Source organism: [Borrelia] turdi, assembly GCF_030439285.2.
GTDB lineage: Bacteria > Spirochaetota > Spirochaetia > Borreliales > Borreliaceae > Borreliella > Borreliella turdi.
This window is the reverse complement of sequence record NZ_CP124018.1, coordinates 131,919-156,971: the sequence shown is the minus strand read 5'-3', so window position 1 is coordinate 156,971 and position 25,053 is coordinate 131,919. Positions and strand designations below refer to the sequence as shown.

The following is a 25,053-nucleotide window of genomic DNA, read 5'->3' as shown; positions in this document are numbered from 1 at the left end:
ATTATTATTTTAATAATGTATTTAAATTCCACCAGTAAACACTAACACCAGTTTTTCCGCCGTAAAGTATGCTAAGTATTCCGTCTTTAGATAGGCTCTCAGAGAGGAATGTTAAATTGGGGGGCTCAATTAAGGCTATTTGTTCTTTAATTGAGCCTTTGTTGTCTAATTTCCATATTAAATTGTTAGATAAATTTTTCATGTTCGTAGATGCTATTATTTTATCTTTTTGTATTTTTATAATGTTGATAAAGCTTTCTTGTTTATCATCTAATAAGTTTTTAGGAAGAGCAATTTTACTTATTACTTCAAATTCTTTGTTTTTTTTTAAACTCATTTTATAGATATATTGATCTTTAATTTTAATTCCAAGGTCGTTTATATTTTCATTGTCTCCAATGTTTTCATAGTAAGTGGTTTTTATATAAAGAATTTTTTTGTTAACTTTAAAAAAAACCTTGTCTATTGAAATGTTGTATTTTTTCTTTTGGTTGTCTACTATTTTTAATAGGTTTTTATTGACGTAAATTTTATAAAGTGGAGAAAATTCTTTATTATAAGAATATATTATATAGCCTTCGCTATATATTGATATTATTGCAATGTTGCCATTCTCATCAACGTTAACATCGTAAATTTGTGGAAATGGTGTGCCGTTTAAACCTTCTTGCCCTAAAATTTCTACAGTCGAGTTTTTATTTAATATTAGTATTCTCATAAAGTATGCAATATTTTCTTTTTGATTGAATGTTGATTTTTTATTATTTAGTTTATCTGCAACAATAATGTAATTTTTTAGTGGATATATTGCTTGAATCCCTTCAAAATCTATTTTTTTTATTTTTAAATCGGGATTTGTTTTAAATATTCCATTTTGATAAGTTTGTATTAGTTTTCCATATGAGTTAAAAATCATTAATTTATTTGTTTTTATTTCTGCAATGTACACCAGTCCATTATACGTTTTGATATCAAATTTTGAATTTGTAAATTTGTTATCTAAGGGCATTATTGCACCAGGAAGTGTTCCAAATGGTATTTTAAATTGTTCTTCTCCTAGTTCATTTAAAGTTTTAGTATTACATGATATAATTGCAAAAAGCAAGCTTAATATAGAAGCTTTATAGTGTTTTTTCATATTTTTATATTATCATTTAAAATGAAAAATGACTTTAAGTCAATTATTTAGGAGAATTAATACCTAGCATGTTAAAAGCGGTACTTGAGGCAACTATTGGCTCAAAAAGTAAAAGAGATTTAAAAGATTATCTTCCAACTTTAAGAAATATTAATAAGCTTGAGCGTTGGGCATTATCGTTAGCAGATGAAGATTTTTCAAAAGAGACACAAAAGTTTAAAGATGAATTAAAATCGGGCAATTCTTTAGAAGGTGTTTTAGAGCGAGCTTTTACTTTATCTAGAGAAGCTGCTAGAAGGCGTCTTAAAGAAAGGCCTTATGATGTGCAAATCATTGCGGGTCTTGCTCTACATAAAGGTAAAATAATAGAGATGAAAACAGGAGAAGGAAAAACCCTCTCGTCAGTTCAAGCAGCTTATTTGAATAGTTTGACAGAGGATGGGGTTATTATTGTTACTGTTAATGACTATCTTGCGGAGCGTGATTCTAATTGGATGAAGCCAGTTTTTGATCTTTTAGGTGTTAGTGTAGGGGTTGTTTTATCTAATATGGATTATGAGTTAAGAAAAGCTCAATATGCCAAAGATATTACTTATGTTACAAATAATGAACTTGGATTTGACTACTTAAGAGATAATATGCGTTATGACTTGAATGAAAAATCTTTAAGAAAATTCAATTATTGTATTATTGATGAGATCGATTCTATTTTGATTGATGAGGCAAGAACCCCCTTGATTATTTCAGGGCCTACTGAGGGCAATACAAATGCTTATCTTGAAGTTAATTCTCTTGTCTCTTTTTTAAAAGAATGTTCCAAGGATTCTAAAACAGGTGATTATCCTTTAGAAATAGATGATCTTGATGGTGATTATACTGTTGATGAAAAAGCCAAAAGAATTTCTTTTACTGCCAAAGGGCTTAATAATCTTGAACAGCTTTTAGTTTCTAAAGGCATTATTAATGGATCTATGTATACCGATTCAAATTTTAATTATGTTCATTATATGACTCAAGCCTTGAAAGCGCATTTGCTTTTTTTAAAAAATAGAGAATATATTGTTGGCGATTCTGGAGTTGAAATTGTAGATGAATTTACTGGTCGAGTTTTAATAGGACGAAGATATTCTGATGGACTTCATCAAGCTATTGAGGCTAAAGAAGGAGTTAGAGTTGCTAATGAAAATAAGACCATGGCAACCATTACTTTTCAAAATTTATTTAGAATGTTTGATAAAATTTCTGGTATGACAGGTACAGCTGATACAGAGGCTAAGGAATTTCATAAAATATATAATCTTGATGTAGTTGTGGTTCCAACAAATAGATTGTTGGCGAGAATAGATGAGGATGATACTATTTATTATACCGAAGAATTTAAGTTTAATGCGATTACAGATGAGGTTTATAAGACTTACAAGAAAGGGCAGCCAGTTTTAGTTGGGACTGTTTCTATTGAAAAATCTGAGATTTTATCAGCTATGTTTAAAAATAGAGGGATTAAGCATGAAGTTCTTAATGCAAAAAATCATTCTAGAGAAGCATTTATTATTGCTGAAGCTGGAGCAAAGCATGCAGTTACAATAGCAACAAATATGGCTGGTCGTGGTACAGATATTAAACTTGGGGGCAATATTGAACACAGGGTTAGAAAAAAAATTGGAACTAATGTAAGCCTTGAAGAATTTCAAGAGGCTGTTAAAAATGAAAGAGAAAATTACTTAAAAGACTATAATGAAGTTAAAAGTCTTGGTGGGCTTTATGTTATTGGTAGCGAACGTCACGAATCAAGGCGAATAGATAATCAGCTTCGTGGGCGTAGCGGAAGACAAGGTGATCCTGGGCGTTCAAGATTTTATGTGTCGCTTGAGGACGATTTAATGCGCCTTTTTGCCGGAGACAACCTAAGATCATTAATGGGTAAGCTTGGAATGGCAACAGGAGAGCCTATTACACATTCTCTTTTAACCAAATCTTTGATTAATGCCCAAAAAAGAGTAGAAGACAGGAATTTTGAGATTAGAAAGCATTTGTTAGAGTATGATGATGTTATTACAAAGCAGAGAGATTTTATTTATGCTCAGAGAAATTCTATTCTTGAAGATGCAGCTATTAAGGATCGTATTCTTATTGCTTTAGAAGAATATCTTAGTTTTTTGATTGAGGGAACAAAAAGTAACACAGTTTCAAATGTTTTTTTAAATGAAGTAAATTTAATTTTTGCCTATATGCTTGAGAGTCTTGGTTCTATTGAAAACATTAATTCTCTTGATTTAAAGGCTAAGTTAATGCAAATAGCAAAGACAAATTTAGATGAGAAGGAAAATTCGATAGGTAAGGATCTTTTTAATGGATTTTTAAGGTATGAATATTTAAAAAATATTGATTTTAAATTTCAAGAGCATCTTGCAAATTTAGACTCTTTAAGAGAAGCTGTTTATCTAAGGTCTTATGCTAATAAGAATCCAATTACGGAGTACAAAGAAGAGGGGTTTTTAATATTTAGCGAACTTATTAAAGATATTAAAGTTTCTACTATAAGGCGGGTTCTTCAGTTAAAATTAGATAGTAATTCTTCTGATTTTAGGTCATTAAAGAAGTCTAAAAATGTTAATTCAATTCATAAAGAACTTTCAGGAATTTTTATTAATGAGAATAAAAGCATTTCTAATGTTCAAGTGGTTAGAAGTTCTCCTAAAATAGGCAGAAATGAGCCTTGTTATTGTGGAAGTGGGAAGAAATATAAAAATTGTCATGGCAAAAGTTAGAATAGGAGGTTTTTATGTTTAAACTACCAGAACTTGGTTACAATTATGATGCTGTTGAGCCTTATATTGATGCTAAAACTATGGAAATTCATCATAGTAAGCATCATAATGGTTTTGTGATGAATTTGAATTCTATTTTTGAAAAAATGGGAAAAAGTCATTTAAAAGATGTGTCAAGCATATTAAAAAATATTCAGGATTTTCCAGATGAATTTCAAACTTTAATAAGAAATAATGCTGGGGGTTATTCAAACCATACTTTATATTTTAGAACTTTAAAACCAGGGAACAAGAGCAATCTTTTGGAAAATTTTAAAAATGATGTCAATATAGCTTTTGGAAGCCTAGATGTTCTTAAAGCTAACTTAAAAGATACTGCAATGAAAGTTTTTGGAAGTGGTTGGGCATGGTTAGTATTGTGTCCTGATAGTAAGCTTAAAGTCATTTCAATGCCTAATCAGGATAGCCCTTTAATGAAGTCTTATAAACCAATTTTAGGCATTGACGTTTGGGAGCATGCCTATTATCTTAAATATCAAAATAGAAGAATTGAATATGTTGATGCATTTTTAAAGGCTTTAAATTGGGAAGAAGTTTCAAAAATTTACAATGAAGCTAATAATTAGCTTTTATTTTATAAAGATAAAAATTTTTAATTTTAAAGCTAGTATTTTATTCTAAAATGTTAAGTAATTTATCTTAAATCATTATTGAAGTTTTCTCTTTCTATGTCGTTAAAGTATTCTACTGTTCCAACTTTTAATTCATAAGTTGCATTTTTGTCAGATACTATGATTGCATTTTTATGTAATTGAAGTGCACTAATTGTCCACATATGATTAACGCCTTTTTCAATAGCATGCTTTAATGCTCTTGCTTTATTGTGTCCGTTTACTATTATTAAAATTTCTTGTGAATCCATAATTGTTCCAACCCCAACAGTTAGAGCGCTTTTGGGAACTTTGTTCGGATTGCCTTCAAAAAATCTTGAATTAGCAATGATTGTATTTTGAGTTAAAGTTTTGATTCTTGTTCTTGATGTTAAGGAAGAGCCTGGTTCGTTAAAAGCAATGTGACCATCAGGGCCTATTCCACCTACAAAAAGCATTATTCCCCCAAAAGATTTGATTTTTTTTTCATATTCCTCACATTCTTTTTTAAGATTTAAAGCATTTCCATTTAGTATATTTATGTTTTCTTTTTTAATATCAATGTGAGAAAAAAAATTTTTCCACATAAATGAATGGTAGCTTTCAGGATGGCTTTTTTCAATTCCTATGTATTCATCCATGTTAAAAGTTATGACATTTTGAAATGAAATTTGTTTATTTTTATTTAATTTAATTAAATTCTTGTACATGCCGATTGGAGAGCTTCCTGTTGGAAGTCCAAGGATAAATGGCTTTTCTTTTGTTGGAGAAAATTCTTTAATTTTTTGTGCTACGTGATTGGCTGCCCACTTTGATATGTCTTCGTACGTAGGTCTGATTATTAATCTCATTGCAATCTCCTTAAAATGGGTTAAAGTTAAAGATTGTTAAAAATTATTCTAGATTCTATCATTGTTAACTTTAGATTAAAATCTTTATCCAAGACATTTATGTTTGCATCATATCCATGGCATATTAACCCCTTTTTATCAATATTAAGAATTCTTGTTGGATTGTAGGAACTTGCTTGAACGGCATCGCTTAAACTGTAGCCGAATTCTACTAAATTCCTAAGTCCTTGTATCATTGTAAGTGTTGATCCAGCTATGGTGTTACTTTTTACGCTATGGAATAATCCATCTTCTGCAATATAAACTTCATCTCCGTTTGCAATTAATTTTCCAGAAGTTTGAAAATTTGGAGTAAGTCCGTCAGTTACAAGGACTATTTTACTTATATCTTTAAGCTTTCTTAGCATTAAGACTAATTTTGGGTGTATATGATGACCATCTGCAATAATTTCACAAGAAACATCGCCATGTATTAATACTGCCCCAATTGCATTTGGATTTCTGTGGTCAAGTTTTGACATTGCGTTGAAAAAATGGGTTGTGTGAAGTATTCCGACTTGAAATCCTTCTATCATATTTTCATATTTTGCGTTTGTGTGTCCTGCTTGAAGGTTTATATTGTTTTCAAGGCAAAACATTGCAAGTTCTCTCATTCCTTTAAGTTCAGGGGCAACGGTCATTGTGCTTATATTTGTTTTTTTTTTACCGTTTGAGCCTGTAAATACCCCACCAGCCGCATCTATTAGTTTTTTCATAACTTCAATGCTAGGCTCGTGAAGATAGGAGACAGGGTGTGCTCCTCTTTTTTCAGGGGAGAAAAATGGCCCTTCAAGATGAAGTCCTAAAATTTTAGCTCCCTTTTCTTTACCAATTGCTGCTGTGCAAGCTTTTATTGTTTGAATCATTTCATCTATTGGTCTTGGATAAAGAGTTGGTAAAAATCCTACTACGCCGTATTGTGCTAAATACTCTGACATTTTAAGTATTGATTCTGTCGAACACTTGTCTGTCCCATGACCGTGAAATCCATGAATATGGCTGTCGTAAAGTCCAGGAGTTATATAATTGCCTTTTGTGTCAATCATTTGGTATTCTTTGAGATCCATTTTTTTAAGCCTATCAGATGTTACAATATCAAAAATTTTGTTGTTCTTAATTAGGACTGCTGAATTATCTAGTTTGTCGTTTCCAGTTAAAACGGATTTTGAATTAAATAAGCAAAAACTTGGCATTTTTATGCTCCTTTTAATTTATTTTACTATAAAAATTTATCTTTTTTAAAGTTTTTGCGTATTTATATTTTTTTATTTTAAAGCGTTTGGATGTTTAAAAGTTTATGTTTTAAAATTTATTATATTTTATTTTCAATTTTATTAATGATATAATACACTTTGGAGGGCGTTATTATGGCATCAGGATTTTTTGTTCCTGGACTTGAGAGTAAATATAATACTAAAGAAATTCGTGAGTCCATGCTTAAGCCCGATAAAGCTAAAATTGATTCTTCTTTTAAGAAACTTGAATCTTTAGAGCAAGAGAAAAGTGCTTGGCAGTTAATTAATAGAAAAATTTCTACTTTAAATTCTCTTGCAAAAGAAATTACGTCATTTAACAGTCCTTTTAATTTAATGTCAGGAAATTCTAGTAATAGTGAAATTTTGACTTTATCTACTCGATATGGATCTAAGAATGAGACTCACAAATTAATTGTTGATCAAATAGCATCAGCTGATGTGTTTTTGTCTTCAAGCTTTGATCCTAAAAAGGTTACAATTCCAGAAGGAGATTATATATTTTTAGTCGGGAAAAAAGAAATTAATGTAAAAAGTAATGGAAATATCGATTTACTTGTTAGAGATATTAATAACAAAGGAAAGGGGTTTTTATCTGCAAAAATAGTAAAAAGTGATAAAAATGGGAATAGTCGTTTTATCTTGCAATCTTTAAAGGAAGGCAAAGAAAATAAACTTGTTATCAAGGGAGAAGGATTGTCTTTTGCCAAGCAAATTGGCATTTTAAGTGAATTGAAGACCAATTTTAATCCTATCCTTTCAGATATTGTTTTAAATCAATCTAGTAACAATAATAGCCTTGCTTTTGAAAATAAAAATCTTGTTTTAAATCCGCTTTCAGAGGTGTCTATTGAAATTCCTGAAGATATTAAAATTACATCTAGGAGTAAAATTAAATTTGAAATTAAGTATTTTGATACAGGCTTAGAAGAGTCTGATAACAAAATTATTTTTAATCCCGGAGAAGCTACATTTAAGGATGCAAAAGTTGACAGTGAAGATAGTGTAGTTGATCTTGGATCTGATTTAAAAATTCCTTTAGAAAAAAAATATATTCAAATGAATATGGTTAAAATATCTAGCAAGGAGGGATCTTTAGAGCTTCCTTTAATAAATATTTCAAATAACTTTGAAGAAGTTGAAGTTGATATTGGATCTCTTTCTAATTTAGAAGAAATAAATATTGAAAATAAGGCAAATAATAAAGTAATTGTTATTACTAATGTCGAAGTTTTTGATCCAAAAAATAGAGATGGTCATTTGCCAATAAATGCTAAAAGTTTTGCTGAGAATGCAAAAATTAATTTTGATGGAGTAGATGTTGAAAGAGATTCAAATGTTATTAACGATTTAGTTCCAAATGTGACATTAAGTTTAAAAAAAGCTTCAAGTGATATTGTTGAGGCTAAAATTGAACCCGATTATGAGGGGATTAAGAGAGTTCTTTTAGATTTTATTGGTGCTTATAATGAGGTTCTGGCTGAGATTAACATTGTAAGTTCTAATGAAGATCAGCTTGGTAATCAAAAGTCTACTATAGTTGAAGAGTTGACTTACCTTAGCGAGTCTCAAAAAGAAGAGGCTTATAAAAATTTAGGCATTCTAAGGTCTGAATTTTTATTGAAAAATCTTAAATCCAGGCTAGAATCAATAATTTTTAAGCCTTATGTTACTAGTGATCCTAATTTTTCAATAATTAATCAGATGGGGGTGTTTACCAACTCCATTTCTTCTTCTGGAGGACTTTCTAGATATTTAAGGATTGATGAGAAAAAGTTTGATGAATCAATTCGCAACAACATTGATAATGTTAGAGAACTTTTTTTATTTGATTTTAATGGCGATAGAGTATATGATAATGGGATTGCCAAAATGCTAGGAGATTGTTTGTTGCCTCTTGTGACTTCTGGAGGAGTTATTTATAATAAAATAAAAAATTACGACTTGAAAATTGCTAATCAAAAAAATAAGGTTGAAGATTATAAAAAGAAGTATGATGATAGAGAGAGGAAAATAGAAGGCGAGTTGAATACTTTGGATTTTACAGTTAAGCGCATGAAAGATCAGGAAAATACATTAAAGGCTTTTGATTTTAATCAAAGAAATAGATAATAACAATTTATTTTTAATGCTTTGCTACCTACGTTTCTTTTTTTTAAATTTTTGTGCTATTCTTTTTAACAGGTAAAAGGATTTGCCAAAAATAAATAATTAAATTTTATCATGGAGGAATGATATATGATTATAAATCATAATACATCAGCTATTAATGCTTCAAGAAATAATGGCATTAATGCTGCTAATCTTAGCAAGACTCAAGAGAAGCTTTCTAGTGGTTACAGAATTAATAGAGCTTCTGATGATGCTGCTGGTATGGGAGTTTCTGGTAAGATTAATGCTCAAATAAGAGGCTTATCACAAGCTTCTAGAAACACTTCTAAGGCTATTAATTTTATTCAGACAACAGAAGGGAATTTAAATGAAGTAGAAAAAGTTTTAGTAAGAATGAAAGAATTAGCAGTTCAATCAGGTAACGGTACATATTCAGACGCAGACAGGGGTTCTATACAAATTGAAATAGAGCAACTTACAGACGAGATTAATAGAATTGCTGATCAAGCTCAATATAACCAAATGCACATGTTGTCAAACAAATCTTCTTCTCAAAATGTAAGAACAGCTGAAGAGCTTGGAATGCAACCTGCAAAAATTAATACACCAGCATCACTTTCAGGGTCTCAGGCTTCTTGGACCTTAAGAGTTCATGTGGGAGCAAATCAAGATGAAGCTATTGCTGTAAATATTTATGCAGCTAATGTTGCAAATCTATTTTCTGGCGAGGGAGCTCAATCTGCTCAGGCTGCACCTGTTCAAGAAGGTGTTCAACAAGAAGGAGCTCAACAGCCAGCACCTGCTACAGCGCCTTCTCAAGGTGGAGTTAATTCTCCTGTTAATGTTACAACTACAGTTGACGCTAATACATCTCTTGCTAAAATAGAAAATGCTATTAGAATGATAAGTGATCAAAGAGCAAATTTGGGTGCTTTCCAAAATAGGCTTGAATCTATAAAGGATAGCACTGAGTATGCTATTGAAAATTTAAAAGCATCTTATGCGCAAATAAAAGATGCTACAATGACCGATGAGGTTGTAGCAGCTACAACTAATAGTATTTTAACACAATCTGCAATGGCAATGATTGCACAGGCTAATCAAGTTCCCCAATATGTTTTGTCACTGCTTAGATAAAATTTTAAATCAATTAGTGCGAATTATTAACAAAAGATCCTTTAAGAGGATCTTTTGTTTTTTTATTTAGGATCGGCAAAAATTTAATAATTTTAGTATAATTTATAATAATGTGTTATTAAGTATAATGCAGGCTTATTGAGGAGTTTGCCTTGAGTAGGGTTACTGTTAAAATTAGGGATTGTTATAAAGCGTTTTCTTATTATGTTGACAAAAAACAGATAAGTCAAGCTATAAAAGATTATGAAGATGGTAAAGATAGAATGCAAATTTACAAAGAATCTTCTATCTTTATTGCAAATGCCAATATTAATCTTGATGTTTATGAAAATGAAATTTTAGTTATTATGGGTATGTCAGGTTGTGGTAAGTCTACTTTAGTTAGATGCTTAAATGGTATTTACAAGATAGATTCGGGATCTATTTTAGTAAATAACATGGAAATGAATGCTATAAATCGCAAAGATCTTTCTAATTTAAGAAAAGATAAATTTGCAATGGTTTTTCAAAACTTTGGACTTTTCCCCCATATGAATGTATTGAGAAACGTTACTTATGGACTTGAAGTCAAGCATATCCCTAGGAAAGTTAGAGAAGAACGTGCTATTGAGGTATTAAATCTTGTAGGACTTGAAGATTCAAAATATAAGTATATTGATGAACTTTCTGGAGGGATGAAGCAAAGGGTTGGAATAGCAAGAGCATTGGTAGTTAATCCAGATATTCTTTTAATGGATGAAGCTTTTTCGGCGCTTGATCCATTAATTAAAGGAGAAATGCAGGAAGAACTTTTAAGATTAGTAGCTAAGCTTAAAAAAACAGTTGTGTTTATTACTCACGATTTAATTGAGGCTTTTAAATTGGGACATAGAATTGCTTTTATGAAAGATGGAAATATTATCCAAGTTGGCAAACCTTTGGAAATTTTAGCCAATCCTAGTACGGATTTTATATCTCATTTTATTAAAAATTTGCCTGTTTTAAATATTTTAAAAATAAAAGATATTATAAGAGATGATTTTGATTTAAACTCTAGTAGTGATGATGGCTTAAATGTTGTTATTAAATATCAAGGTGAAAATTTTAGTTTATACGATAAAGTGCTTAATAAAAGATATGATAATCTTGTATCTTTAAATTTAGAGTTAGATGATGAGATAAAAAAAATTGTTGAATATTTGAATAAGCAAGACTATCTAATAATAAAAGAAAGAGGAGCTATTGTCGGATATATTAATTTAAATGAAATTTCCGACTTATTGTCAAGATAGGAATTTATGAATAAAGATTTTTTTATATCAAAAATAGATAATTTTTTTGATTTTTTAGTTGATAATTTTTCAATTTCTGATGGAATAGGTTTTTCTAAAAGTATAATTTTTTTATATGAAAATTTGAAAAATTTATTTCTTTTTGTTAATCCCATTATTTTTATTTTAATTGTATGCTTTCTAAGTTTTATTTTCTTAAAAAAGAGATTGGTATTTTTGATTTTGCCTGGGTTCTTTTTTATTTTGTATTTTAATCTTTGGGAAGCTTCAATGGATACAATAGCTATTATATTTGTTTCTGTATTTGTTTCTGTTATTTTGGGAATTCCTATAGGTATTTTTGGAGGATATTTTCCAAAATTTTATGTTTTTTTAAAACCCATTTTAGATTTAATGCAAGCTATGCCCCCGTTTATTTACTTGATTCCCGCTATTCCTTTTTTTGGAATGGGTACAGCTTCAGCTATTTTTGCTACAATAGTTTTTGCTATGCCTCCTGTTATTAGATATACAAGGTTAGGAATTGTTCAAGTTTCAGATGAAGTAATAGAAGCGGCCAAGTCTTTTGGCAGTAGTAATTTGCGCATTCTTTTACAGGTTCAGCTTCCTCTTTCTCTTCAGAGTATAATTGAAGGCATTAACCAGTCAATAATGATGGCGATATCTATGATAGTGATTGCTGCAATGGTTGGATCGTCTGGTTTGGGCAGAACTGTGATTTATTCTATAGAAAGATTAAATTTTGGTGAAGGGTTAATATCTGGATTAGCAGTTGTTATTATAGCTATTATTTTAGATAGGATTATGCAGTCTATCTTTATTAAATTTAGCTATTTGAATACGGACCATTATGGAGGAAAGAGAGAAAATAAATTTAAAAGATTTTTGGAAATGTATAATAAATAAATGGAAGGTATTTTATGAATTTTATGTATAAATTATTAATTAGATTTTGTATTTTTCTTATTTTTTTATCTTGCGATGAGAAAAAGAGTTTAAATAATTTGAAATCGGTAAAAATTGCATATGTGAATTGGGGTGGAGAAACAGCAGCTACAAATGTATTAAAAGTTGTTTTTGAGAAAATAGGTTACAATGCAGAAATATTTTCAGTTACTACATCCGTAATGTATCAATACTTGGCATCTGGCAAAGTAGATGGTACTGTATCTTCTTGGCTTCCCACAGCTGATAAATTTTATTACGAAAAATTGAAAGCAAAATTTGTTGATCTTGGCGCAAATTATGAAGGAACTATTCAGGGGTTTGTGGTGCCAAGCTATGTTCCAATTTCTAGTATTAGTGAGCTTAAAGGCAAAGGGTCTAAGTTTAAGAATAAGATGATTGGCATAGATGCTGGCGCCGGGACTCAGATTGTCACAGAACAAGCGCTAGATCATTATGGATTAAGTAAAGAGTATGAGCTAGTTCCTTCAAGTGAGAGTGTTATGCTTGCAAGTTTAGATTCTTCAATAAAGAGAAACGAATGGGTTTTGGTTCCTTTGTGGAAGCCCCATTGGGCTTTTTCTAGGTACGATATTAAATTGCTTGATGATCCTGATTTAATTATGGGAGGGATTGAGAGTGTGCACACTCTTGTTAGGCTTGGTCTTGAAAATGATGATCTTGATGCATATTATGTTTTTGATCATTTTTATTGGAATGATGATTTAATATTGCCTTTGATGGATAGAAATGATAAAGAGCCAGGTAAAGAGTATCGCAATGCAGTCGAATTTGTTGAAAAGAATAAAGAAATTGTAAAGATGTGGGTTCCAGAAAAATATAAGACCTTATTTGATTAATCTTTTTTGAAATTCTTTTAAAGATGTTGAGATGGGATTGCATTTAGGAATAAAATCGCATCCCCCTTTAAATAATGCATTACATCTTATTATTCTTAATGTCATTAATGTTAAGGCCGTTGGAAGATTGTATTTTTTAAGGCATTCAATTGAATATTTTGAGCAAGTAGGGTTGTATATACATTGCAGTCCAAATACTTTAGAAAAAGTGTTTTGGTAAATTTTTATTAAAAAAATAATAATATAATTTAATATAAAGAAAATTTTGAGAATGTTCATATTTAGAATTGTATTATAATATAATGATTAATCAAGTGAATTAAAAATATTAATTAAGGTTAATAATTTTTATTAAGGGGGCTTTGAATTAAAAAAATTTTTTTAATTTTTATGACTGTCTCTTTTTCTTTTGCTGAAATTATTCAAATATCACCAAAACAAGCTGTAAATATGGCTTTAAGAAGTAGCTTAGATTCGGAAAATGCTAGGTACAAGGAAAACATAAAAAAACTTTATAAAAATAATGCATGGAATGTTTTTGTTCCAAATGTTAACCTTAGCTCTACGTTTAGTAGAAATCCTTCTGTTTCGAGTGAGCTTGAGAGAGATTATTGGGGCTTGGGGTTTGGAGTCTCTGTTAGTCTTTCTTTGTCGCCTTCTGTTTTAAAGAAGATTGAACTTATTATGTTGGAGTATGATAATGCAAAAATAGAAAGGGAGAGTGCTATTCGTAATATTAAGTTAAATGTTCTTAAGTCTTACAATCAATTAATAGCTTTAAAGAGTATTTTAAAGGTTTTTGAAAGCCAGATACAAAATAGTAAACTTAAATTTGAACAAGCTAGAATTGCTTATAATAATGGACTAATATCAGAAATAGATTTCCTTGATGCGCAGCTTAAGTATAAAAAGTCTCAACCAGATTTAGATGGTCAGATTATTAATTTTGAAAAATCAAAAGAAATTTTCAAATTATTAATAGGATTAGATCCTGATCAAGATTTTGAGATTATTGGAGAATTGCCAGATGAGACAATAGATTTTTCTTTATTTAATGAAGTGTTAAATTTTAATGAATCATTAGAGATTAAGAAATTAAATATGCGCTTAAAAATGACAGAGCAGCTTATTAGTTCGATTTGGCTAGATACTTTTTTACCAAGTCTTTTGCTCTCATTTTCTTACTCCCCTTATAGATCATTTCATGAAAATTCTAAAGGTTTTTCAAGTGGGTTTTCAGCGTCTTTTAGCTTAAATTATGGTTTAACCGAAATATTTCCATTTTCAAAGAGTTTTACAAAAATACAAGATAACAACTATCAACTAAAAATATTGCAAAACAATATTGAGGATAAAATTAGAAATTTAAAATCTAGCATTGTGCAAAAAAGAAAAGATATTAGAAGATATAAATCGATTCTTGATGCTTCTAAAATTAATGTAGAATTAGCTAATAAAAATTATCAAATGGCATTTAATGCTTTTAATTCCGGGATCATAGATCTTTCCAAGCTAAATGATATTGAATTTGTTTATAAACAGAGCGATTTAAAGCTTGTTGAAGATAAATTGAATTATTCTAATTCTATACTTGAATATAAGGATTTAATAAATTCATTAGATTAAGAGGTATTTTTATGAATTTGATTTTTAATATTAATTTATATTTTAAAAAATATTTATTAGTCTTAGTCGTCTTAGTTGGATGTGTGGGCAATAACAAGTTAGATGAAAATATTAATGAAGGAAAAGAAAGTCCTTATAGATTTCCAGTAATTGCCATAAAAGTTAAAAAGGGAATCCTGAGTGATTATTTATCTTTAAATGGAGATATAGATACAAAAGTTAAGGCAGATATTTTCCCAGATACTACAGGTAAAATAACTTCCTTGAAAATAAAGCTTGGAGCTTATGTTCAAAAGGGACAAATAGTTGCAACTCTTGATCCTTCAAAGCCTGGTTCTGTATATTTGAAAAATCCAGTAAGAGCGCCAATCTCAGGATATATTTTAAATATTAGAAAAAGAATTGGTGAGACAGTCAATCCTCAGTCTAGCATAGCAGTAGTAGGAAGAATGGATACAAAGCAAATTTTAACTTATGTGTCTGAGAAATATATTTCAAATGTTAAGGTTGGAAATGATGCTATTGTTGAGGTTAGAGCTTATCCTAATGAAAAGTTTAAAGCTAAAGTTTCAGAGATATCTCCTGTTTTAGATTCTAAAAGTCGTACTATCGAAGTATATCTTACACCTATTGGTAATAATTTAGATAAACTGATTATTGGTATGTTTTCTAAAATCAAACTTATTACTAAACGCTTTAAAGATGTAATTAAGATTCCAAGAGGGGCTATTGTTGAGAGAGAGGGTAAAAAGTTTGTATTTAAGCTTGATTTAGAGGGCAAAATTGTTCAAATGCTACCTGTTACAGTACTTTTTGAAATAGATGACATTGTGGCTCTTTCGGGAGAGGTTCAGGAGAATGATCTAGTTGTAGTAGAAGGCATGTCTACTCTTTCTAATGGAACTCCAATAAATTTGGTGGATACAAAAGAGAGTCTTTCAGCTGAAAGCAATATTTAATTTATTGGGAGATGTTTTATGTTGGTAAAGAGAATCGTTGGCAAACCAATAACAATGTTGATTTTATTTTCATTGTTAATGATGATAAGTTTATATACCTTTTCAAGATTAAAGGTAGACCTTTTGCCTGGAATTGATATCCCTCAAATAAGTATTTATACTGTTTATCCCGGTGCTTCTCCTAAGGAAGTCGAAGAGAGTGTTTCTAGAGTTCTTGAGAGTGGTTTGAGTTCTGTAAAAAATTTGAAAAATATATATAGTACTTCTTCTAAAGAAAGTAGCACTGTTTCACTTGAATTTTATCATGGGACCGATTTAGATTTGGTTTTAAATGAAATTCGAGATGCTCTTGAATTGGTAAAATCTTCATTGCCTAGTAAGTCGCAGACTCCCAGAATTTTTAGATACAATCTTAAAAATATTCCTGTAATGAAAATTCTTATTAATTCTGTAAGGCCAGTTTCTGAGCTTAAAAGATATGCCGATGAGATTATTAAACCCGGACTTGAAAGGCTTGATGGAGTTGCAATTGTTAATGTTAATGGTGGAAGTAAAAAACGTGTTTTAATTGAAGTTTCTCAAAATAGATTAGAGTCTTATGGGCTTTCTTTATCAAGAATATCTTCGATTATAGCATCTCAAAATTTGGAACTTTCAGCTGGGAATATATTGGAGAACAACTTAGAATATTTAGTTCAAGTATCTGGAAAATTTAAATCGATTGAAGAGATAGGCAATGTGGTTATAGCTTATAAGATGCCCGATATTTCTTCTGGCATAAATTCATCTGTTATTGAGATAAAACTTAAAGATATTGCTAATATTAAAACCGATTTTGAAGATTTGTTAGAATATGTTGAATATAATGGCTTGCCTTCAATCTCTTTATCGGTTCAAAAGCGTAGTGATGCCAATTCTATTGCAGTTTCTAATGTTATTAAGAGCGAAATAGAAAAATTGAAATTATCTATGCCTAAAGATATAAGATTAGAAATTGTTTCTGATAGTACCGATTTTATTAAAGCGTCCATTTCAACGGTTGTAGATTCAGCCTACTTTGGAGCTATGCTTGCAATATTTGTGATTTTTTTCTTTTTAAGAAGCTTTAGGGCTACAATAATCATTGCAATTTCTATTCCAATAGCAATTGTTTTGACCTTTTGTTTAATGTATTTTGTAAATGTTTCTCTTAATATTATGAGTCTTGCAGGTCTTGCGCTTGGGATTGGAATGGTTGTTGACTGTTCAATTGTTGTAATAGACAATATATACAAATATAGGCAAAAAGGAGCAAAGCTTATTTCATCTTCTATCCTAGGAGCCCAAGAAATGATGCTGCCTATTACATCTTCAACTCTTACTTCTATTTGCGTTTTTGGTCCATTTCTTATTTTTAAATCAGAACTTGGGATATATGGATATTTTTTTAAAGACTTTTCATTTACGATTGTTATTTCTTTAGGGGTTTCTCTTTTAGTTGCGATTTTTTTAGTTCCTGTTTTATCAAGTCATTATGTTGGTTTATACACGAGCTTTCAAAAAAATATTAAGGGTGCTTTTATTAGGAAAATTGATGCCTTTTTTTCTAGTATTTATTATTTTTTAGAATTTTTTTATATCAATTTATTAAATATAGTTTTAAATCACAAATTGATTTTTGGATTAATTGTTTTTTCTAGTTTTATTGGTAGCTTGTTTTTAGGATCATTGCTAGATGTGACAACTTTTAGCAGAGGGAAAGAGAATTCCATTATTATTAATTTAAATTTTCCTCATAAAACTAATTTAGAATATGCAAAATTTTATTCTAATAAATTTTTAGAAATTGTAAAAAGCGAGGCTAAAGGATATAAAAGCATTATTTCTACCTTGAGCGCTGACAGAATAACTTTCAATATATTGTTTCCTCTTAAAGAAGAAGTAAAAGATAATTTGATTGAAAGTATAGATTATGATGCTATTAAATATAAAATTATGAATCGCATTGGGAATCTTTATCCTGAATATAATATTGAGCCTTCTGGTGGCAATGCTTTAGGTGGCGAAGATTCTATTAAAATTAAAATTTCAGGGAATGATTTTGAATATATAAAAGATTATGGAAAAGTTTTAGTTTCTATGTTAAGAAAGGAAATTCCTGAACTTGTAAATCCAAGACTTAATATAAATGATTTTCAACTTCAAATTAGCGTTGAGATAGACAGAGCGTTAGCTTATAATTATGGCGTTGATATGAATACCATTTTAAATGAATTGAAGGCCAATATTAATGGTGTTATTGCTGGACAATATGTAGAGAATGGGCTTAATTATGATATTGTTCTTAAGCTTGATAGAATGGATGTTAAAAATTTAAAAGACTTAGAAAAAATATTTATTACAAATTCATCTGGAATTAAAATTCCTTTTTCATCAATAGCTACTTTTGAAAAAACTAATAAAGCCGAAGCCATTTATAGAGAAAATCAAGCTTTAACTATTTATCTTAGTGCATCTATTTCTCCAAATAGTAATTTAACTCAAGTAACCGCAAAAGTCATAGATTTTATTAACAATAAGGTGCCTCATAAAGAGGGCATAGTGCTTAAGGTTGAAGGAGAGTATAATGAATTTTCAAATATTATGGATCAGTTTAAAATAATTATTATGATGGCCATTATTGTTGTCTTTGGTATTATGGCTTCTCAATTTGAATCTTTTTTAAAACCCTTTATTATTATTTTTACAATTCCTTTGACGGCAATAGGAGTTGTACTCATACATTTTCTTGTAGGAGAAAAACTTTCTATTTTTGCCGCAATTGGAATGCTTATGCTTGTTGGTGTTGTGGTAAATACTGGAATTGTTCTTGTAGATTATACTGGTTTATTGATTAAGAGGGGGTTTGGTCTAAGAGAAGCAATTATTGAGTCTTGTCGTTCAAGGTTTAGACCAATTTTAATGTCTTCTTTAACTTCAATAATAGGGCTTATTCCGATGGCATTTTCTAGTGGGAGTGGGAATGAACTTTTAAAGCCAATTGCATTCACTTTTATTGGCGGAATGACAGCAAGTACATTTCTTACTCTGCTTTTTATTCCCCTGCTTTTTGATATTTTTTCTAATATTGTTTCAAGTATTAAATCTAGGTTAAAAAGAGTGGTTCTTAGTGGAGATGTTGAAAAATCATTCAAAATTAATAATTCAACTAAAAGTAGTTATGATAATTTATTTGAAGAAGATGGAGATTAATATGACTAAATTTTATAGATATAGGATTGAAATAATTTCCAATTTATCTTTAGAGCTCGATATTTTTGAATGTATAGGAAAAATAGAGCGAGAGTTTGGGGAGCCTATATATTATTCTAAGATAGAAAATGTTTATGGAAAAGGCAAGAAGGGGGAAAAGCATGGTAACGGTGTTTGGCCTGAAGAAAATTTTATTCTGATTATTTATACTTCCAACCAATCTATTGTTAATAAATTAAAGGACATTGTAGATAATTTGAATCGTTCTTACCCTACAGAGGGAGTTAATTTTTTTATTTTGAGAAATTAATGCTTGGGAGTAGGATTTTGATTGCTGCTTTGGGTAATAAATTTTTGAATAATAAGAATTATGTTTTAAAATTAGGGTTTAAAATATACCTTAAAGAAGGTTGATATTCGTTGCTAAGTTTTCAAAACTTTCACTCAATAAAATATTTTAAAAGAAACTTAGACTGTTACAGTCAGGCGATTAAATTTATGTTAATGGTCTTGCGGAGATTTTATTTTAAATGAATAAATATTTATTACAAAAAAACTATATTCCTTTTTTAAAAGAAATATAAGGATCCTTCTTAGAAAAGGTGATTGATTATTTTAAAGGTAATAAAATGGATCTTAATAATGTTGTTTTTATACTTGTGAAAGTAATTTGATGATGTTTGATGTTTTATATATTTTGAGAAAAATATTACTTGCTAAAATATTAAAACGGAAATTTATTTTTAGCTTTTAAGCTATTTTTTAAACTTAGTTTTGATTTTTTAGGTTTTTATTCTTATTAGCTTTTTGTGTATTTTTTATAATAGTGGGAAAGCTTTATAAAAATTTTTTATGAATTTATGGTTAATAATGATATAATAAACCATATTAATTTTGTTAAAAGGAGGATTATATGTCAATAGCAAAGGCATTCTTTGAAGTGGCTGATCAACAAAAGGACAAAATTGCTCAAATATATAAAATTTGCAATGGATATGCCCGCGTTACTTATGGCGACTTAAAAAACAATGTTTTAAAGCTTGCTTCCTTTTTAAAGTCAATCAATGTTAAGTATCAAGATAAAATATTTATTTGCTCTGAGAATAGGTCCGAGTGGTCTGTTATAGATTTTGCAATTTTATCTTTGGGTGCTGTTGATGTTCCAAAAGGCTCTGATATTACTCTTTTTGAAGCTGAAATTATTTTTAACTCTATTCTTCCAGGTGTAGTTATTTTAGAAAATTTAAGTCTTCTTGATATGTTTGTTCAAATTCAATTTACAATAAAGCCAATATTTATTATCATTGAAAATTTGAGCAAAGAAGATAGGCTAAAGTATAGTGATTTTGAAATTCATACTTATAGCGATTGTATTTTATTGGGAGATAGTTTAAGAAAAGATATAGAAATTATTGAGATTGCAAGTAAAGTTGATTCTAATGATATGGCAACAATAATATATACTTCTGGAACAACGGGCCATCCAAAGGGGGTTATGCTCAGTCATGCTAACCTTCTTTATCAGGTTTCTAGTTTTAGTTTAATGGTTGATACACAAGTGGGACAAATATTTATGTGTATTTTGCCAATTTGGCATTCCTTTCAAAGATCTTTTTCTTACAATATTTTTCTCAAGGGTATGGTTTGTTTATTTTCTACCATTGTTCCAAGGGCAATGCTTGATGACATTAGAAATATTAATCCCCATTATATTGCAGCTGTTCCTAGGCTTTGGATTGCAATAAGACAAAATATTTACAAAGAAGTTTCCAAAAGGTCGTTTATTTCTAGAATAATTTTTCATTTTTTTATAAAATTAGCTTTTCTTAGCGATATTTGCTATAGGATGGTAATGGGACTTTATCCGGACAATGGGTTTAATTTATTTTTCCCTATAAAGAAAATTTTAGGAATATTTGGGTTAATCTGCATATTTCCTTTTAAAGCTTTGGGAAATATTTTGATTTTTAATAAAATAAATAAAATTTTAGGCAATAATTTTGTTGTTGGAATTACTGGTGGTGGGAGTATGCCTTTGTCTGTTGTTAGATTTTTTAATTCAATTGGTATTGAATTAGCTAATGCTTATGGATTGACAGAAACTTCGCCAGGAGTAGCTTCTAATAAGCATAAAAAAGTGATCATTGGTACTTGTGGGAAAATTTTACCCGGAACTGTTGCTGAGATTAGAGATTCTGATGGGAATAAGCTTAAAAAACCCGGAAAAGGAATTTTATTTGTAAAAGGGCCTCAAGTAATGCTTGGATATTACAAGGACAGAGTAGCAACTTATAAGATTATTGGTTCTGATGGGTTTTTAAATACAGGTGATATTGTAAAATTGTCTAAAGACAATGTTGTTCAAATTATTGGTCGAGAAAAAGATACAATTGTTTTGAATAATGGAGAGAATGTTGAGCCTGCTCCAATTGAGATTAAGCTTGAAGAATCAATCTTAATAGAAAAAGCGGTTGTTGTAGGGCAGGATCAAAAATTTTTAGGCGCTCTTATTCTCCCAAATTTTGAAGAAATAAATAAATATTTAGAAAGTGTTGGGCAAAAGATTTTTGATGCTAATAATAGGCGTCAAATTATTTCAAATAATATTGTTCTTAAGGCTATAAATGATGAAATAAAAAAATTAATCAATAGAGCTAATGGATTTAAGCCTTTTGAACAGATATTGAAGTTTGCTCTTTTAGAAAAGCCATTTGAAGTTGGTAAGGAAATATCGATTAAAATGGATATTAAGCGAAGTTATATTTTAAATTTTTATAAAAATGAAATTAAAAATTTATTTGCCTGATTATTTTAAATACAGTTCAAGCTTTACTATATCTTCTAATTTTGTATTGGGGGGTATGTTTTGCTTATAAACAAATCCTTTGCCATTTATTTTTATTTTTATATTGCTTTTATAGTGTTTTAGCATGTCTATTGCTTCTCTTTTAGAAAGGTTGATAAAATTTGGCAAGTATGCTTTGTTTTTATAATTGGTAGCTATTTTAGGTATTTTGATTTTTGATGGTATTTTGATTTTGTTATATGTGCTTGTATTTTGTTGGTATTCAATAAATTCTATTATTTCTTTTGCCATTGGGGCTGCTATTCTTGTTCCATATATTATTTTTTTTGGGTATCTGTATACAATATAAATAATGTATTTTGGTTGTTCTGTAGGATATATTGCCAAGATAGAAGATGTATAGTCTTCTTCTGAGTATTTGCCGGTTTTTCTATCAATAGCTTGAGATGTTCCGCTTTTTGCAGAAATGTCAAGATTTTTAATTTTAAGATTAGGAATTCCACCTTTATTTACAACTTCTCTCATCATTTTTAAAACTTTTTGTGCTGAATTCTTAGATATTACTCTTTTTATTTCTTCTTTATCAAATTCTTTAATATTTTCTCCTTTATCGTTACTTATTTTTTTTATTATTCTGGGTTTTAACATTATTCCATTGTTGCTTAGTATGCTTGCAGCTTGTAATATTTGAACTGCTGACACCCCTATTTCTTGTCCAAATCCAATTGTAGCTTTACTTCGTCCTGACCATTTTAAATAATGATTTAGAAGACCTTTTGTCTCTCCAGGAAATGGAAATCCAACTTTTTTCCCAAATCCAAAATCTAAGAGTTTTTTATAAAAGTATTCATTGCTAACTTTCTCAGTAATATAAGCTATTCCTACATTTGATGAATAGATTAAAATCTCTGTAGAATCGATATATTTATAGGGAGGATTTAAGGTTTTGATTGTAATTTTCTCTCCTGATGGAAATTGTTTTTGATATATTCCATTGTCTAAAAATTTTTCTCCCAAATTTAATTTTCCACTTTCTAAAATTATTGCAACTGTAAAAATTTTATTAATGCTTCCAGGCTCATAGGCTAGCGATGAAGAAAGGTTTTTTCGTATTTCTTCAGGATATTCAGAATAAAAGTTCGCATCATATTGGGGGAATTGAACCATAGAGAGTATTTCTCCATTTTGGGAGTTCATTACTAAAGCAATCAAACTTTCAGGATTATTTTCTTTAAAGTATTTTTTAGCGATTTTGCTAACACCCTGTTGTATATTCATGTCTATTGTTAAGTAGATGTTATTTGTTTCTAATTCTTCGTTTAAAAATTGTTGTCTGGTTTTATCTTTTCCCAATATGCTGTTTAGAGAAAATTCAATGCCCTCAAGGCCAAGATTATCTGTTCCTACAAAGCCAGTAATATTGCTTGTGATATGTCTAAAAGGGTAAATTCTTGTGTAATCAGGATATAAAGCAATGTTTGAGAGTCTGCCTTCAGCTTGAATTCTTTTAATCAAATCCGATTCTTCTCTTTTTATTTTTCTTTTTATATATAAAAATTCTTTATTTGAAGAAAGCTTTTCCTTTAGAATTTTTGAATCAATTTGGAGTATTGCACCAAGAGTTTCAGATGTGCTGACAATGTTTTCTATTTTTTGAGGATTTGTTCCGATTGAGTATGACTTTGAAGAGAATGCTATTGGTTTTCCATTTCTATCGTAAATTGTTCCTCTTTTGACAATATCATTTGATTTTAAAGGTGTTGTGTTGTTTGGGCTGTTATTAAAGACCATTAGTATGAAGTATTTGTAAATAGTTAGCAAAGTTATTCCTAAAAATATTGTTAATACCATCTTTATTCGATACTTATTATTAAGTATTTTTTTGGTCATGAATTTTGGACCTCTTAAATTATTTTATGACTATGTGAAATAAAAAATTATTCATTTTTTTTGTATCTACATTATTATATGTTATTATATTCTGAAAAAGTAGATTACTATATATCAGAGGGTATAATATAATGGATATTAAAACTTTAAAAGGCTTTAAAGATTATTTGCCTAAGGATTCTTTGATTCGAATTCATATTGTTAGGCAGATATTTAGTATTCTTAATTCTTATAATTTTGACTTAATAGATACTCCAGTTCTTGAATATTCAGAGATGCTTTTAAAAAAGAGTGGGGATGAGACCGAAAAGCAAATTTATAGGTTTAAAGATAATGGAGGCAGAGATGTTTCCATGCGATTTGATTTGACTGTTCCTTTTGCCAGATTTGTTGCTACAAATATTTCTGATTTGAAATTTCCTTTCAGACGCTCTCAATTTGGAAAAGTTTTTAGAGGAGAAAATTCTCAAAAGGGTAGATACAGAGAATTTATGCAATTCGACTTTGATATAGTTGGGGAGGATAGTTTTAGAGGTGATGCCGAGATTCTTTCTGTTGTGTATTATGGACTTGAAGAGATTTTTTTGAATTTTATAGAAGGTATTAATAAAAAATTTATTATCCATTATTCTCATCTTGGTATATTAAATTCTTTTTTTGAAAAGTTAGGAATTAAAGAGAAATCCCTTTTTATTTTAAGGAATATTGATAAAATAGATAAAATAGGAATTGAGAAGGTTGAAGAGGCTTTGCTTCTTGAGGTCGAAAAAGAAGCAGTAGATTCAATCTTAAGTTTAGTGAGCTTGCAAGGCTCTTTTAAAGACAAAATACAAGCCTTAAAAGGTATTTTGGGCGATAATGAGTCTGTTAAGAGAGTAGAAGCCGTTTATCAGCATCTTAGTTTATTGAAAATTCAGGATTCTTTTAACTTAAATCTTAAAATATCTCGTGGGCTTGATTATTATACAGGAATTGTTTTTGAAGCTGAAGTGTTTGGTAGTAATATGGGTAGTGTTTGTAGTGGGGGAAGATATGACAATTTGGTTTCTTCGTTCTCAGGCTCTATTCAAAAAATTTCAGGAGTTGGGGGATCTTTTGGTGTTGACAGAATAAAGGATATAATTGATCTTGAAAAGTTTAGTTATATTAAAATATTTGTCACTAAAGCTAGATCTAAGGTTTTAATTGTAAACCTAGATAGTGCTTTGCAAAATTATTATTATGAACTTGCTACTAGGTTTAGAAATCACGATTATTCTAAGGTTAAAAATATTTCTTGTGAAGTCTATTTGAAAAATAAAAATGGTAAAAATATTAAAGAACAAATAGCGTATGCTTTAAGCAAAGAGATAAGATTTTTAATTTTTGTTGGTCAAGAAGAATACAAAGAAAATAAAATGAAAGTAAGAGATTTGACAAAAAAGGAGGAGTTGCTGCTTTCTTTTGAAGAATCAATAAATCTTATTAAATGCAATGAAAAGTTACTGTGCACCCCTTTTTAATCTTAAACATTGATT

General features: G+C 29.4%; 18 protein-coding genes. 13 read left to right on the top strand and 5 right to left on the bottom strand.

The genetic code is table 11. The features are described 5' to 3' along the window. Positions 1–4: 4 nt before the first annotated feature. On the bottom strand, positions 5–1,138 hold the full coding sequence (locus tag QIA31_RS01275; protein WP_301393908.1) for an LIC_12708 family protein: 1,134 nt from the start codon (positions 1,136–1,138) through the stop codon (positions 5–7). Positions 1,139–1,206: 68 nt separating this feature from the next. On the opposite strand from QIA31_RS01275, the gene secA reads away from it, so the two are divergent. Next, positions 1,207–3,906 (top strand): preprotein translocase subunit SecA, encoded by a 2,700-nt coding sequence (gene secA, locus QIA31_RS01270; protein ID WP_301393906.1) that lies wholly within the window; start codon positions 1,207–1,209, stop codon positions 3,904–3,906. A gap of 14 nt (positions 3,907–3,920) precedes the next feature. Further along, the gene (locus tag QIA31_RS01265; protein ID WP_301393904.1) at positions 3,921–4,532 is read left to right on the top strand and encodes a superoxide dismutase; all 612 of its coding nucleotides are present in this window, start codon (positions 3,921–3,923) and stop codon (positions 4,530–4,532) included. 68 nt (positions 4,533–4,600) lie between these two features. On the opposite strand, the gene nagB is transcribed toward QIA31_RS01265, so the two are convergent. Both nagB and nagA read right to left on the bottom strand, forming a co-directional pair. Continuing rightward, positions 4,601–5,407 carry a glucosamine-6-phosphate deaminase gene (gene nagB, locus QIA31_RS01260; protein WP_301393901.1) on the bottom strand — a complete coding sequence of 269 codons (807 nt, stop codon included), beginning with the start codon at positions 5,405–5,407 and terminating at the stop codon, positions 4,601–4,603. A 26-nt stretch (positions 5,408–5,433) separates the two neighbouring features. After that, complete coding sequence (nagA, locus tag QIA31_RS01255) at positions 5,434–6,639, bottom strand: N-acetylglucosamine-6-phosphate deacetylase (protein WP_301393899.1); 1,206 nt, start codon at positions 6,637–6,639, stop codon at positions 5,434–5,436. Positions 6,640–6,813: 174 nt separating this feature from the next. Here nagA and fliD point away from each other — a divergent pair, with 174 nt between their 5' ends. From fliD to QIA31_RS01230, 5 genes are all read left to right on the top strand, one after another. Then, positions 6,814–8,811, top strand: coding sequence for a flagellar filament capping protein FliD (gene fliD, locus QIA31_RS01250; protein ID WP_301393897.1), 1,998 nt, complete (start codon positions 6,814–6,816; stop codon positions 8,809–8,811). A 126-nt stretch (positions 8,812–8,937) separates the two neighbouring features. Continuing rightward, complete coding sequence (flaB, locus tag QIA31_RS01245; RefSeq protein ID WP_151060559.1) at positions 8,938–9,948, top strand: flagellin FlaB; 1,011 nt, start codon at positions 8,938–8,940, stop codon at positions 9,946–9,948. Positions 9,949–10,100: 152 nt separating this feature from the next. After that, positions 10,101–11,219: an ATP-binding cassette domain-containing protein gene (locus QIA31_RS01240; RefSeq protein ID WP_301393895.1), complete on the top strand. Its 1,119-nt coding sequence runs from the start codon at positions 10,101–10,103 to the stop codon at positions 11,217–11,219. Positions 11,220–11,225: 6 nt separating this feature from the next. Then, positions 11,226–12,125 carry an ABC transporter permease gene (locus QIA31_RS01235; protein WP_301385453.1) on the top strand — a complete coding sequence of 300 codons (900 nt, stop codon included), beginning with the start codon at positions 11,226–11,228 and terminating at the stop codon, positions 12,123–12,125. 23 nt (positions 12,126–12,148) lie between these two features. After that, positions 12,149–13,024, top strand: coding sequence for a glycine betaine ABC transporter substrate-binding protein (locus QIA31_RS01230; RefSeq protein WP_301394453.1), 876 nt, complete (start codon positions 12,149–12,151; stop codon positions 13,022–13,024). Here QIA31_RS01230 and yidD read toward each other — a convergent pair. After that, on the bottom strand, positions 13,013–13,303 hold the full coding sequence (gene yidD, locus QIA31_RS01225; RefSeq protein ID WP_151060562.1) for a membrane protein insertion efficiency factor YidD: 291 nt from the start codon (positions 13,301–13,303) through the stop codon (positions 13,013–13,015). The two genes, QIA31_RS01230 and yidD, sit on opposite strands and share 12 nt — an antisense overlap. A 111-nt stretch (positions 13,304–13,414) precedes the next feature. On the opposite strand from yidD, the gene QIA31_RS01220 reads away from it, so the two are divergent. The 5 genes from QIA31_RS01220 (at position 13,415) to QIA31_RS01200 (ending at position 21,646) form a co-directional block, all read left to right on the top strand. Next, positions 13,415–14,650, top strand: coding sequence for a TolC family protein (locus QIA31_RS01220; RefSeq protein ID WP_301385448.1), 1,236 nt, complete (start codon positions 13,415–13,417; stop codon positions 14,648–14,650). Between the two features lie 11 nt (positions 14,651–14,661). Continuing rightward, the gene (locus tag QIA31_RS01215; RefSeq protein ID WP_301393893.1) at positions 14,662–15,609 is read left to right on the top strand and encodes an efflux RND transporter periplasmic adaptor subunit; all 948 of its coding nucleotides are present in this window, start codon (positions 14,662–14,664) and stop codon (positions 15,607–15,609) included. An 18-nt stretch (positions 15,610–15,627) separates the two neighbouring features. Then, positions 15,628–18,840, top strand: a complete 3,213-nt coding sequence (locus QIA31_RS01210) for an efflux RND transporter permease subunit (RefSeq protein WP_301393892.1) — start codon at positions 15,628–15,630, stop codon at positions 18,838–18,840. Position 18,841: 1 nt separating this feature from the next. Next, entirely contained in the window at positions 18,842–19,150 is a 309-nt protein-coding gene (locus QIA31_RS01205) for a PG0541 family transporter-associated protein (protein WP_151060566.1), read from the top strand. 603 nt (positions 19,151–19,753) lie between these two features. Then, positions 19,754–21,646 carry an AMP-binding protein gene (locus QIA31_RS01200; protein WP_301393889.1) on the top strand — a complete coding sequence of 631 codons (1,893 nt, stop codon included), beginning with the start codon at positions 19,754–19,756 and terminating at the stop codon, positions 21,644–21,646. On the opposite strand, the gene QIA31_RS01195 is transcribed toward QIA31_RS01200, so the two are convergent. Next, the gene (locus QIA31_RS01195; protein ID WP_301393887.1) at positions 21,647–23,536 is read right to left on the bottom strand and encodes a penicillin-binding protein; all 1,890 of its coding nucleotides are present in this window, start codon (positions 23,534–23,536) and stop codon (positions 21,647–21,649) included. It abuts the gene before it with no gap. Positions 23,537–23,667: 131 nt separating this feature from the next. Here QIA31_RS01195 and hisS point away from each other — a divergent pair, with 131 nt between their 5' ends. Continuing rightward, a complete protein-coding gene (gene hisS / locus QIA31_RS01190; RefSeq protein WP_301393884.1) occupies positions 23,668–25,038 on the top strand; it encodes a histidine--tRNA ligase in 1,371 nt (456 codons plus the stop codon). Positions 25,039–25,053 lie beyond the last annotated feature (15 nt).

What these genes read in the sequence shown, in the direction of transcription:
- QIA31_RS01205 (WP_151060566.1), top strand. Translation starts at nt 18,842, where the DNA reads ATGACTAAATTTTATAGATATAGGATTGAAATAATTTCCAATTTATCT.
- nagA (WP_301393899.1), bottom strand. Translation starts at nt 6,639, where the DNA reads ATGCCAAGTTTTTGCTTATTTAATTCAAAATCCGTTTTAACTGGAAAC.
- QIA31_RS01195 (WP_301393887.1), bottom strand. Translation starts at nt 23,536, where the DNA reads ATGACCAAAAAAATACTTAATAATAAGTATCGAATAAAGATGGTATTA.
- QIA31_RS01220 (WP_301385448.1), top strand. Translation starts at nt 13,415, where the DNA reads ATGACTGTCTCTTTTTCTTTTGCTGAAATTATTCAAATATCACCAAAA.
- hisS (WP_301393884.1), top strand. Translation starts at nt 23,668, where the DNA reads ATGGATATTAAAACTTTAAAAGGCTTTAAAGATTATTTGCCTAAGGAT.
- QIA31_RS01235 (WP_301385453.1), top strand. Translation starts at nt 11,226, where the DNA reads ATGAATAAAGATTTTTTTATATCAAAAATAGATAATTTTTTTGATTTT.
- QIA31_RS01200 (WP_301393889.1), top strand. Translation starts at nt 19,754, where the DNA reads ATGTCAATAGCAAAGGCATTCTTTGAAGTGGCTGATCAACAAAAGGAC.
- flaB (WP_151060559.1), top strand. Translation starts at nt 8,938, where the DNA reads ATGATTATAAATCATAATACATCAGCTATTAATGCTTCAAGAAATAAT.
- QIA31_RS01275 (WP_301393908.1), bottom strand. Translation starts at nt 1,138, where the DNA reads ATGAAAAAACACTATAAAGCTTCTATATTAAGCTTGCTTTTTGCAATT.
- QIA31_RS01265 (WP_301393904.1), top strand. Translation starts at nt 3,921, where the DNA reads ATGTTTAAACTACCAGAACTTGGTTACAATTATGATGCTGTTGAGCCT.
- secA (WP_301393906.1), top strand. Translation starts at nt 1,207, where the DNA reads ATGTTAAAAGCGGTACTTGAGGCAACTATTGGCTCAAAAAGTAAAAGA.
- nagB (WP_301393901.1), bottom strand. Translation starts at nt 5,407, where the DNA reads ATGAGATTAATAATCAGACCTACGTACGAAGACATATCAAAGTGGGCA.
- yidD (WP_151060562.1), bottom strand. Translation starts at nt 13,303, where the DNA reads ATGAACATTCTCAAAATTTTCTTTATATTAAATTATATTATTATTTTT.
- QIA31_RS01230 (WP_301394453.1), top strand. Translation starts at nt 12,149, where the DNA reads ATGTATAAATTATTAATTAGATTTTGTATTTTTCTTATTTTTTTATCT.
- QIA31_RS01210 (WP_301393892.1), top strand. Translation starts at nt 15,628, where the DNA reads ATGTTGGTAAAGAGAATCGTTGGCAAACCAATAACAATGTTGATTTTA.
- QIA31_RS01215 (WP_301393893.1), top strand. Translation starts at nt 14,662, where the DNA reads ATGAATTTGATTTTTAATATTAATTTATATTTTAAAAAATATTTATTA.
- fliD (WP_301393897.1), top strand. Translation starts at nt 6,814, where the DNA reads ATGGCATCAGGATTTTTTGTTCCTGGACTTGAGAGTAAATATAATACT.